A 12860-nucleotide genomic window follows, 5' to 3' on the forward strand; every position below is an offset into this window, starting at 1 on the left:
AGTTTCAAGCTGTTGGTCGGTACAGTTTGATCTCATCCATATGTCAATTGAATATGGATATTATCATGTCTGTTGATTCAATTCTATACATTTATATTTGAATATGGTGTATGGAATTGACACACATTCGTCTTTAGTTGTTTTAGGCGACATTATAATTTAAAAGGGGTTAAATTATGATGAAAAGTGTAAGTCAAAGTTAATAATTGGTGCTGATTCACTATTATTAATTAAAAAGGGAGAAATAAATTGAACGGTTGAGGCTAACTTCAAAGGGGGAAGTTAGTCTTTTTTGCTGTATTAGTTAGGGCATTGTTACTTATAAAATTAAGATGTTAAAAAGCTTAGTTGGTGAAAAGGCTGTTTCAATATGGATAGACGGATATCAGTTATTATTAGTTAATCTGCATAAATTTGCTTAAGTCACATTAGTCATAACGAACGTAATTGAATAGAAATTTAAGACAGTTGTGATTGGATGATATGGTGTAGCGCTAAATTGCTAATTGAAATCACCTACAGAGATTGTTTCAATGATTTTATTACCTTATCGTGGCAAAATATTTTTGTTGAGGCATTTGAAGGAACAAGGTCAGTTAAAAGCTAAGGCTGAGATATATTCTAGACAAGTGAACTAATAATACGCATAGTATGAATAAAAATAGCACCCAGATAAATTCAATCATCTGGGTGCTATTTTTTTGGAATTGATGTTCAAAACACTTATTAATATGAAGAAGACTTCTCTTTACAAGTATTTAAGTTTGCCAAAGATACTTACTTATAATTATTTTACTCTATCCTTTTTGAACAGACGAAATAGAACATAAATAATAGCTAGTGCAATGATAACGTACATGATATATGAATATGTATGTAAACCATTCATCAATGCATCCCAACTACCACTTAACATTTTTCCTAGAAAAATAAGTGCGAAGTTCCAAATTGTTGTACCAATTAATGACAATATCATAAAGATGATAACGTTCATTCTATTGATGCCGGCAGGGATTGTAATAAGAACACGTAAGACAGGAATAAAGCGACATATAAAAACTGCCAGCGTACCATATTTTTTGAACCAATCATTGGCACGTGCAACGTCTTTACCCTTTAATTTAATCCACTTGCCATATTTATCTACAAAGCGGTATAAACGTTCTTCTGAGACAAGTCTACTAATGTAATATAATACGAGCAAACCGACTAAAGAAGAAATAGTTGAGATGATAAATAATGTTGGGATTGTTAGGTCTGATTTTACTGACATTAATCCAGCAAAGGTTAAAATAATTTCAGATGGTATAAAAGGTAAGATGTTTTCTAAAAGAATCAATATAGCTATGGCAACATAGCCCCAAGTACTAATAAAACTAGTTAATATTTGTTCCATAATAAAACATTAAACTCCTTTGATATTGAGCATCACAGATGTAATGAAATTTAAAAATCACATGCCCTTATTATAATCTAAAATTACAAACTATGCAGAAAAAAATGGTACTACTTTAGTATGAATTAACTAAGGATAAATATTAACAAATTTGTAAAAATTTTATTGTAAGCGATTACACATTGTGGTAATATCTAGAGAAACAATAGGTCATATGATGACTTGTAACTTTAGGGAGAAAGTGTGGAGAGTGTATGGAAGAGAAAAGATCAAACATAAGGTGGTATTTTGCGATAGCGTTCTTTATCATAGGTGTCATTGCTTATATGGACCGTTCAAATATATCTATTATTGCAGGGCCTATGATGGAAGACTTGCACATGAACAAGACTCAATTTGGTTTGTTAGCATCGTTCTTCTCATTAGGTTATGCATTAATGCAAGTGCCGTCAGGATTTTTAGCGGAAAAGTTTGGCTCTAAAAAAATGTTAACTATTGCATTAGTATGGTGGAGTGCATTTACAATTTTAACTGGTGTAGTTAAAAATCACGGTGTGTTATATGCAGTGCGTTTCTTATTTGGTGTAGGTGAAGCGCCAATGTATCCATCGAATGCCGTGTTCAATTCATTTTGGTTTTCTAAAGGAGAAAAAGGGCGCGCGTCTAGTGTTTTATTAGCTGGTTCATATTTTGGCCCTGTAATTGCTCCAGTTGTGACGATTGCCATCGTCAATATGTTCGGTTGGCAAGCAGTATTTTATATATTTGGTGCCGTTGGAATCTTAATCTCTATTTTATGGGTGATTATTGCCAAGGATTTACCAGAGCAACATAAAATGGTGAATGAAGCAGAGAAACGCTTTATCGTTGAGAATCGAGACGTTATTAAGACTGAAAAGTCAAATGCACCATGGAAATTATTTTTTAAACGCTTTAGCTTTTATGCGATTGCAGCACAATATTTCGTTGTACAATTTGTCGTATCATTATTTTTAATTTGGTTGCCAACTTATTTATCAGAACAATATCATGTGAAGTTAAGTGATCCTGATATGGCTTGGGCAGCTGGTGCACCATGGATCGCTATGTTTATTTTGATTCTCTTTGGTGGTGCGATTTCAGATAAATTACTACAAAGTGGTAAGTCTCGTTTTGTTGCTAGGGCATCTATTGCGATTATTGGGTTTATTATCTTTAGTATTTCTTTATTTATGTCGATACAAACAGATAGTCTAGTTGTTAATGTATTCTGGCTATCGTTATGTTTAGGTGGTATTGGTATAGCAACTGGTATGAGTTGGGCTGCAGCAACTGATTTAGGACGCAATTTCTCAGGTTCAGTTTCTGGTTGGATGAATTTGTGGGGGAACATAGGTGCATTATTAAGTCCATTACTTGCAGGTATGATGGTTGATGTTGTAGGTTGGACAATGACGCTTGAACTGGTTATCATCCCAGTGATCTTTGCGATTATTATGTGGTTCTTTGTTACTCCTGATAAACCACTGTTAATTGATAAAAAAGATTTATAAAGTTTGTAATCATTGCAATAGGGAAAGAATTGAGTATAATTGATTACCCTAGGAGGGAAAAATATGATTACAATTAATGCCATTATGAAAGTGAATCCAGCACAACGCGAAAATTACTTAGAGTTAGTTAAACCTTTAGTTGAGGGTGCGAATAACGAATCGGGTTCATTATTTTATCAACATTTTGAACAAACAAATGAACCGAATACATTTGCTTTTATTGAACGATACGAAGATGAAGCGGCAGTAGAAGCACATAATAATTCTGCTCATTTCCAGCAGTTTTTCAAAGAAGTTAGTCAGTATTTAGTTGAAAAGCCTGAAATTAAAGTGTTACAAGATAAAGCATAATTGAGTGCGAGAGCCTAGACAACAGATAAAGTTGCTAGGCTTTTTTTATTGCGATAAGCGCAATACTATTATAAATAAATTGAAACGTGTATAATTTTAAGGTGAATTATATGTAATGTGATTAATTTTGGGTTGAATAAGGAGAGAATTTACTATGTTATATCAACACGGAACGTTAGGAACGTTAATGGCTGGGATATTAGACGGAACAGCAACTATCGATGAAATATTAAAAAAGGGTGATCTTGGTATAGGTACATTGACAGGTTGTGATGGCGAAGTAATCATTGATAATGGCGTTGCATATCATGCTGATGCCTTAGGTGGATTTAGAAAATTATCAGGGTCTGAATGTACACCATATGCTACAGTAACACCTTTCGAAGCAGATTATTCTTATTTCGTTCCGCATATTACAGATGCTGATAGTTTGCTAGAAGATATTAAAGGAAAAGCCGCAAGTGAAAATATATTCTTTGCCGTGAAAATAACAGGTAAGTTTGAAACAATGCACGTGCGCATGATGCCTAAACAAGAAAAACCATACACCAAACTTAAATATTCGGCCGATAAACAACCTGAATTTGTATATGAGCAAATTAACGGAACTGTGGTAGGATTCTATACTCCAGAATTATTCCATGGGATTGCAGCAAGTGGATTCCATTTGCATTTTGTAGATGAAGACAAGACAGTAGGTGGTCATATCTTGGACTTTGAACTTAATAGTGGCACAATAGAAATTAGTAATATTGAAACGCTAGAGCAACACTTTCCTGTCAACGACCAAGCTTTTTTAGAATCGGATATTGATCATTCTACAGTAGCTGAAGATATTAATGAAATTGAATAGTATAAATTAGAGCGAAGGATAGCTGCCGGTAAACGTATTATCGTGCTTAGTCTATCTTACAATAGATTGAAAACAATATTGTATATTTCTTATAAGAACTAGAAGTATAACAAAAAAGTGATAAAATATAACGATAGCGTCTTTGACAAGCGCAAGACTGTTATTAGTAGTATGTAGGATAGCGTTATACGCTAACTTAGCTTAACTGCTTATTTTAAATGTCGATGCGTCAACTGAATAATTAAAACTATGCTTTTAGTATATTGGTGAATGGTACATGTCTTTGTAGCCTTTATAATATATGCTTTAGTAGTAGAACAATAACAAAAAAATAAAAAGGAGATGCTTATGTCAACATTGATTAAATATTTAAGATCCTTAATTAAAGTTAATACGATGAAAATCGATGTTGCAAAAGGGTTTAGGCAATGCATATTAATGCTTATTCCATTGTTTGTAGGCTATATCACCAATCATTTTTCAACTGGTTTGTTGATAGCTACAGGTACATTAGCGCATATTTATGTGTTTGGTGGACCAGCACAGGCAAAATTGCGAGTCGTATTATTCTCGACAGTCGGCCTATCTATAGCCATGATGTTAGGCACTTTAACAGTAAATCAACCACTCATATTCGGGGTGTTACTACTTATAATCACTGTGATACCATACTACATTTTTAGCTCATTAAACATACCAGGTCCTTCTTCAATATTCTTTATCGTGGCATTCAGTTTACCAATCAATTTACCTGTCGCACCAGAAGATGCATTATATAGAGGTTTATGCATGTTTATTGGTGGCATAATAGCAACTTTAATGGTGATATTAACAATCGCTATTTCCCGGGAAACAGCAGAAATGAAAGCGATAAAAAATGACTTTAATATGATAAAGCAATTAGTACATAACTTTGATAATCCAGACGCCTTTCAAAAGGCATCGCAATTTGCAGTTACAGCCTTTAGGAATTCGGACAATCAATTAATTACATCGAGTACCGCTAAATCTAAAGGTTCACCAAGGTTTCAGCGTATATTATTGTTGCATAATACAGCGCAAGGTATCTTCTCAGAATTACTAGAATTAAATGAAAAAAATGCACGACCATTGCCTAATGTGATTAAAGAAATGGCTGATTTTGTAATTAAATTAGTCTTTTCAAAAGGTATTGTTAGAAAGCAGTGGACAGAAAAAGTAGAGTTTGAAGCACAATACAAAAACTTAGTCGACAATATATTTAAAGTCGATGCAATAATTAATGCTGATAATGAACGTGTTGAACATGAAGTTGATTATAGAATGCCAATATATGGCCATCGTTTAATTAATAATTTAACCTTGGATTCATTTACATTCAGAAGTACCATTCGCTATACCGTGATTATGGCGATTTCAATCTTCATTGCACTCATGTTTGACTTTGATAAAGCTTATTGGATACCTCTCAGTACGCACACGATTTTATTAGGTTCAACTACATTACAAAGCTTTGAACGTGCTGGCGCTAGAGGTATTGGGACAATATTAGGGGTGCTAGTGTTATCGCTCATACTATTATCAGTACCACCGATACCTGTGGCTATTATTTTACTTGCTGTAGCTGCTGGATTTACGGAAATGTTAGTTGGGGCTAATTATTCTATTGCTGTAATATTTATAACAATACAGGTTCTGTTGTTAAATGGTTTAGCTTCGCAACATTTGTCGATACAAGTTGCATTCCCAAGAATCATTGATGTTATTGTAGGTATCGTCATTGCAGTTGTTTGCTTGTTATTCATTGGGAAAAAGACAGCCTCGTCTATGCTGCCAAATACATTGGCCGATGTAACACGTAATGAAGCAGTTGTATTTCATTATTTATTTTCATCTAATAAGTATGCATCTGTTGAACATGAAAAGAATGAAATGTTGAAGCTAAGTGTAAAGTTAAATAATATGATTCAAGTTTATAATAGTGCAAACGGTGAATTGTTTAGTAATAAAAATGCAATTCAATACTATTATCCAAGTATATATGCGTTAGAAGAGATAAATTTTATATTTAGAAGAGCGTTAAGTAATGAACAACGTTATCATATATCAGATGAGACAATGGCACAATATTTACTGATATTCGAAAATATAGCCAAGCATTTTGAACGAGGCACTAATATCCAAGTTCAAGAAATACCGATGTTACCTCAATATACTTATATTAGAAATGCTTTAGAACACATCCAAAGTAATTGTATTAATGCTAGAAAGAATGTTTCACTACTACATCCAACAAATTAAATAGACAGACATTAAAGAGGTCAATTCATGATTTATCATGGATTGACCTCTTTTTTTGTTTGGCCTGTAACACGCAATATCTCATCATAACAAATTAAAGTAAGTGAGGTATCTCAGACTGCCGTTTGTGTACGGTTACAGAGAGGGATGTCTAAGATAACGTCGCTATATAGAATGATTATATAATTTAGACGTTATTTAAATACTGTTTAATAGATTAAGAAAAGAGGTAATTAATAAGAAAACTACAAGAGATAGGAGTTTTTTTATGCCTTGGACTATGGATGACTATCCTCAAAGTTGGAAGAATCTAGATAAACTAGAACGTAAAAAAGCAATTGATATCGGTAATGCAATGTTAAAAGATGGATATAAAGAAGATCGTGCTATTCCTATTGCAACGAAACAAGCAGAATCTTGGTATAAAGATGCGACAAAAGAAGAATTAGAAGAATTGCAAAATAAAAAAATTACGTTACATGATAAAGATGATTCAGCGAATCCTAAGCTTAATAATCAAGATGTGCATGTGTATTTCGAGGAAGACGTATGGAAAATTAAATCAGAAGGTGCAAAGCAAGCATCTGATAGTTTTGATAAAAAGGAAGATGCTATGAAGCGTGCTCGTAACATTGCTGATAATAGACAGACAGAAATAATTGAGCATAAAAAAGATGAATAATATGAATTTGTATTGTAAAATAATGTTTCATTTTACAAGATGATAAAGTAATGACATAAATATTCTAATAATATGAGTTAATTATATAAGTGAAATTTAGTAATTAAATAGTGGTCGTAATTAAAAAAGATGAGATGGTATTACGATTGTATTAAATGGAGGCACAATGCATGTATATGGAAAGAAAATCTTCACTAAATATTGAAGATTTGAAAGAAGATTTCAAAGAGAGTCTCGGACAATTTAATAACACTGACTCTGCCTTTGATATGTTAATTGGCTTTGTAGAGTTAGAACAATTATATTCATCTGCATTAAAAGAAATTAGTACCAAGTTGGATATTCTAGATGATCATTTTCAGCAATTATATAAACATAATCCAATCCATCATATGGAGCGTCGTGTGAAAGAGTTGCGGAGTTTGATTCAGAAGTTAAAGCGCAAGGGATGTGAGATATCATCAGAATCTGCGAAAGAATATATCCAAGATATAGCAGGTATTCGTGTTGTTTGTAACTATATTGATGATATATATGTTATTGAGTCACTATTGTTAAAACAAGATGATGTAAAGTTGATTAAACGGAAAGACTATATACAAAATCCTAAAGATAATGGCTATCGTAGTTTGCATATTGTCGTTTCTGTTCCTGTGTTTTTAGCACATTCTCTAGAGACAGTACCTGTAGAAATTCAAATTAGAACGATTGGTATGGATATGTGGGCTAGTTTGGAACATAAAATACGCTATAAAAATGATACAAATACAGAAAAATATCGTTCGGTCTTAAAGCAGTGTGCAAATGACATCACTGCTGTAGAAGGTAAGATGCAAAACATCAGAACAGAAGTATTTGATGTCTAATCAAAATAAATAATTACGCATAATTGTAAGAAGTTAGTGAGTTAGGTAATTTGAACTTGCTAACTTTTTTTATGAATCCCTTGTTTATTACGTAGCGTTATATATTAGGATGATCAGTAAGGAGGTTGTTATATGACGTTATATCAAACAGGTGACTTAGCAAAAATATGTAATGTTTCTGTTCGAACAATACAATATTATGATAATAAAGGATTGTTAAATGCGAGTTCAAATAATGGAAGACGCTATTTTGATAAAAATAGTAAAGAAAAATTAGAAATGATACTCATACTTAAGTCCTTTGGATTTAAATTAAAAGATATTAAGTTGTTGTTTGATGAAAAGGTTGAACTCAATGTTATCAGAGCATTAATAAATGAAAAGCTAGTACAAGTTGAAGAAGAGATACACGAGTTAAAAACATTGGAGAGAGATATGAAACAGTATCAAAAATATATTAGCGAAAGTAGCACAGAATCTTACACTAAATTAATTGATACACAGCAATATATAAAAGAAAATACGAAACATAGGAAATTGCCAATGGCATTTACTTCTAAATTAATTACCTTGTTTGTAGCTCAATATAGCTTTGTTATTTATAGTATGTATAAAAAAAGTTGGAAACCTATCTTATTTAATTTACCACCATTTTTCTTAATCACTACAGCATTTACATATAAATATTACAAAAGTGTAGAATATTTATGTCCAAATTGCCAGCAGAAATTTATTCCAGAATTTATAACATGGACATTAGCAAGACATACGCCTAAGACTAGAGCGCTTAAATGTCCAAACTGTTATGAAACAAATGATTGTATAGCTATGAAAAAATAAAAAATTTATGGACCGAAATATCGAGTTGAATGACCGGTATTTCGGTCTTTTTAGTTTTAGTAACCCATAATGATACGTTTGCAAACGCTTGCAATATTAATGGTTGTGTATTACCATACTTGTATACAAGTATATTAACCGAATTAAGAGGTGCGTTCATATGACTTATGAATATCCTGAAAGATGGTTAGAGGGTGTTTCTAAAGGTGAGGCTATCGCTGCTGAAATTAGATTAAGAATCGTTGCTGGCACAATTAAAACAGATACACTATTAACCGAAAATCAGATTGCCAAAGAATTTAATGTAAGTCGATCTCCAGTTCGAGATGCTTTTAAATTATTAAAGCAAGATCAATTAATCAATTTAGAGAGAATGGGTGCAGAAGTATTACCATTTGAAGATAAAGAAAAGAAAGAACTTTATGATTTAAGAATTATGCTAGAGTCATTTGCATTTAGTCGTATCAAATCGCTAAATCATGATGCAATTGTTAAAGAATTACGAAAGCAATTAGAAATGATGAAAGTAGCAGTTCAATTTGAAGATGCAGAAGCATTTACTGAACATGATATGAAGTTTCATGAGGTGACGATATTAGCGTCTAAACATCAATATTTAAAGACATATTGGAATAATTTAAAGCCAGTGATGGAAGCATTAATCTTATTGTCAATGAGACGACGTATGGCAGAAGATCCGGAAGATTTCGAACGTATCCATAAAAACCATGAAGTTTTTGTAGAGGCCATAGCAAATCAAGATGCAATTAAGTTAAGAGAGGCCTTTCATTTGAATTTTGATGATGTAGGAGAAGACATCGATAGCTTTTGGTTGAGCTAATCAAATGTAGCTTAAAAGGAAATAGGAGGAAATATCATGAAATATATGATAGGTGTAGATATTGGAACAACAAGTACTAAGTCAGTACTCTATGACGAAAAAGGTCAATTTATCATGAAACATAATATTGGATACCCATTACATACACCTAATGTAGATGTATCAGAAGAGAATCCAGATGAATTGTTTGATGCCGTGTTGATGACAATTAAATATGTAATGCGTGAAGCGAATATTGCGAAAGAAGATTTGAAGTTAATTTCCTTTAGTGCGCAAATGCATAGTTTAATCTCAATGGATGCGAGTAATCAAAGGTTAACTGAAAATCTGACTTGGGCTGATAATCGTGCAAGTAAATATGCAGATATCATAAAAAATGAACATAATGGTATTGAAATATACAAAAGAACAGGAACACCGATACATCCAATGTCTCCACTAGCAAAGATTTTTTGGATGAAACACGAACAACAAGAAATATTTAATCAAACAGCAATGTTTGCTGATATTAAGACGTATATCTTTTATCACTTATTTGAAAAATTTGTAATTGATCAATCGATGGCGTCTTCTACGGGAATGTTTAATCTTGAAACATTAAAATGGGATACAGAAGCATTATCATTATTAGGTATAACGGAAGAACAGTTACCTGAAATTGTTCCAACGACACATATACTTAAAGGTATGAAACATAGATATGCTGCGCTAATGGGCATTGATCCAGACACGCCAGTAATCGTTGGTGCGAGTGATGGTGTGTTATCAAATTTAGGAGTTAATGCTTACAAAAAAGGAGAAGTGGCAGTGACGATTGGTACATCAGGCGCCATTCGAACGGTAATAGACAAGCCACGAACAGATTATAAAGGACGTATCTTCTGCTACGTATTAACTGAAGATCACTATGTCATTGGTGGACCAGTTAATAATGGTGGTGTTGTACTTCGATGGTTGCGTGATGAGATGTTAGCTAGTGAAGTTGAGACTGCTAAACGTTTGGGAGTGGATCCATATGATGTGCTAACTAAAATTGCGAGCCGCGTTAAACCAGGAGCAGAAGGTTTAATATTCCATCCCTATTTAGCTGGTGAACGTGCACCACTTTGGAGTGCTGATGCACGTGGTTCATTCTTTGGTTTGACATTGTCGCATAAGAAAGAACATATGATTAGAGCTGCGTTAGAAGGCGTCTTATATAATCTTTATACTGTTTATTTAGCACTCATTGAAGTTATGAATGAAACACCATCTACTATTAAAGCAACCGGTGGATTTGCCAAAAGTGAAGTGTGGCGTCAGATGATGGCAGATATATTTGATACGAATTTAATTGTACCTGAAAGTTATGAAAGCTCTTGTCTCGGTGCTTGTGTACTTGGATTAAAAGCACTCGGTGAAATTGAAGACTTCTCAATTATTGAAGAAATGGTTGGTACGACTAATGCACATGCGCCAAATCAAGAAAATGTTAAGGTTTATCAACAATTAATTAGTATTTTCATAAATTTAAGCCGTTCACTGGAAGAAAGATATACTGAAATTGCCAATTTCCAGCGTGAGCATATGACAGATTAAGAAGCGTTGTATTAATGCAATAAGAAGGTAGTTAGAAAACGTTAAGATTTTATATGATAAATACATAGAATCAATCGTTTTCTGGACTATACCTTTAATAATAAATTGAATGATAGTAAGAAAAAATTTTACAAGGAAAAGAAAGCGTTATCAAACATTAAATGAATTACTTTAAATTGTATTTTGTGTTTGAATCTGGAAGGGGAGAACGATTATGTTTGAAATGATCTGGCCACTTATCACTGTGGTAATAGGGATTATAGTATTATTGGGATTAATTATATTTTTAAAATTGAATACATTTATTTCACTAATCATTACGTCAATTGTCACTGCAATATTACTAGGTATGCCTTTAGATAAAATAATTGAAACAATTGAAAATGGTATGGGCAGTACATTAGGTCACATTGCACTTATCTTTGGTTTAGGAGCAATTCTAGGTAAATTGCTAGCCGATGGTGGCGGTGCTACACGAATTGCCGATACATTGATTAATAAGTTTGGTCAAAAGCACGTGCAGTGGGCTATGCTCATCGCAGCCTTTATTGTTGGGATTGCATTATTCTTTGAAGTAGGATTAGTATTATTAATTCCATTAGTATTTACAATTGCTAAACGTGCGAACGTTTCACAATTGAAATTGGGACTACCAATGGTTGTGGCATTATCAGTTACACATGGTTTCTTACCACCACATCCAGGTCCTGTTGTCATTGCTAAAGAATTAAAAGCAAATTTAGGGCATGTTCTGTTATATGGTATTATTATAGCCATTCCTGTAACAATTATTGCTGGTCCAATTTTTAATAAAATAGCACAAAAAATCACACCATCTGCATATAAACGTGAAGGCGATATTTCATCTCTAGGTGCACAAAAAGAATTTAAAGAATCAGAAATGCCTGGTTTTGGTATTAGTTTATTAACAGCTGTTTCTCCAGTTATATTAATGTTACTATCTACAATTGTTCAATTAGTAACTGGACATGAAGAGGCAAAAAATGGCTTTGAATCTGTTGTCTACTTTATTGGTACAGCTGGAACTGCAATGTTAATTGCAGTATTGTTTGCAATTTTCACTATGGGTATTAAACAAGGTCGTAAGAATGCAGATATTATGGATTCAGTGTCCAATGCAATTTATCCAATCGGTATGATGATACTAATTATTGGTGGTGGCGGTACATTCAAACAAGTCTTAATAGATGGTGGTGTTGGTGATACCATTGCTAAGATGTTTGAAGGATCTGAAATGTCACCTATATTATTAGCATGGATTGTAGCGGCCGTATTACGTATTGCACTTGGTTCATCTACTGTTGCTGCAGTATCATCTACAGGTATTGTATTACCACTATTGCAAGCATCAGACGTTAATGTTTCTTTAGTAGTATTAGCTATTGGAGCAGGTAGTGTCATACTATCACATGTTAATGACGCTGGTTTCTGGATGTTCAAGGAATACTTTGGTTTAACTGTAAAAGAAACTTTCTTAACATGGTCATTATTAGAAACGATTATTTCTGTTTCAGGGTTAGTATTCATCTTGTTACTTAGTCTATTTGTATAAAAATAATTTGTTATTTTATGACTTTATACAAAATATAAAAAATATATACCTCATTCTTATTTTTTCGC

11 protein-coding genes are annotated in these 12860 nt (G+C 32.9%); 10 read left to right on the forward strand and 1 reads right to left on the reverse strand.

Annotated features, from left to right (window positions below; genetic code table 11):
* Positions 1 to 787 precede the first annotated feature (787 nt).
* Positions 788 to 1396: an undecaprenyl phosphate transporter UptA gene (gene uptA / locus JN168_RS02195; RefSeq protein ID WP_042740289.1), complete on the reverse strand. Its 609-nt coding sequence runs from the start codon at positions 1394 to 1396 to the stop codon at positions 788 to 790.
* 254 nt (positions 1397 to 1650) lie between these two features.
* Here uptA and JN168_RS02200 point away from each other — a divergent pair, with 254 nt between their 5' ends.
* From JN168_RS02200 to JN168_RS02245, 10 genes are all read left to right on the forward strand, one after another.
* Complete coding sequence (locus tag JN168_RS02200; protein WP_229366549.1) at positions 1651 to 2928, forward strand: pyruvate MFS transporter; 1278 nt, start codon at positions 1651 to 1653, stop codon at positions 2926 to 2928.
* 63 nt (positions 2929 to 2991) lie between these two features.
* Positions 2992 to 3279 carry a putative quinol monooxygenase gene (locus tag JN168_RS02205; protein WP_107512941.1) on the forward strand — a complete coding sequence of 96 codons (288 nt, stop codon included), beginning with the start codon at positions 2992 to 2994 and terminating at the stop codon, positions 3277 to 3279.
* A gap of 154 nt (positions 3280 to 3433) precedes the next feature.
* Positions 3434 to 4132 (forward strand): acetolactate decarboxylase, encoded by a 699-nt coding sequence (gene budA / locus JN168_RS02210; RefSeq protein WP_107579587.1) that lies wholly within the window; start codon positions 3434 to 3436, stop codon positions 4130 to 4132.
* A 348-nt stretch (positions 4133 to 4480) separates the two neighbouring features.
* A complete protein-coding gene (locus JN168_RS02215) occupies positions 4481 to 6412 on the forward strand; it encodes an FUSC family protein (protein WP_229366550.1) in 1932 nt (643 codons plus the stop codon).
* 268 nt (positions 6413 to 6680) lie between these two features.
* Positions 6681 to 7094 (forward strand): DUF2188 domain-containing protein, encoded by a 414-nt coding sequence (locus JN168_RS02220; protein WP_107512944.1) that lies wholly within the window; start codon positions 6681 to 6683, stop codon positions 7092 to 7094.
* A gap of 170 nt (positions 7095 to 7264) precedes the next feature.
* The gene (locus JN168_RS02225; protein ID WP_042740283.1) at positions 7265 to 7960 is read left to right on the forward strand and encodes a GTP pyrophosphokinase; all 696 of its coding nucleotides are present in this window, start codon (positions 7265 to 7267) and stop codon (positions 7958 to 7960) included.
* A 132-nt stretch (positions 7961 to 8092) separates the two neighbouring features.
* Positions 8093 to 8800: a MerR family transcriptional regulator gene (locus JN168_RS02230; RefSeq protein ID WP_279526134.1), complete on the forward strand. Its 708-nt coding sequence runs from the start codon at positions 8093 to 8095 to the stop codon at positions 8798 to 8800.
* 160 nt (positions 8801 to 8960) lie between these two features.
* Positions 8961 to 9641 (forward strand): GntR family transcriptional regulator, encoded by a 681-nt coding sequence (locus JN168_RS02235; RefSeq protein WP_042740281.1) that lies wholly within the window; start codon positions 8961 to 8963, stop codon positions 9639 to 9641.
* 36 nt (positions 9642 to 9677) lie between these two features.
* Entirely contained in the window at positions 9678 to 11219 is a 1542-nt protein-coding gene (gntK, locus tag JN168_RS02240; protein ID WP_042740280.1) for a gluconokinase, read from the forward strand.
* Between the two features lie 214 nt (positions 11220 to 11433).
* Positions 11434 to 12792: a gluconate:H+ symporter gene (locus JN168_RS02245; RefSeq protein ID WP_042740279.1), complete on the forward strand. Its 1359-nt coding sequence runs from the start codon at positions 11434 to 11436 to the stop codon at positions 12790 to 12792.
* The last annotated feature ends 68 nt before the right edge of the window (positions 12793 to 12860 follow it).

The sequence above is a fragment of the Staphylococcus gallinarum genome (assembly GCF_029774255.1).
In the GTDB taxonomy this organism is placed as follows: Bacteria; Bacillota; Bacilli; order Staphylococcales; family Staphylococcaceae; genus Staphylococcus; species Staphylococcus gallinarum.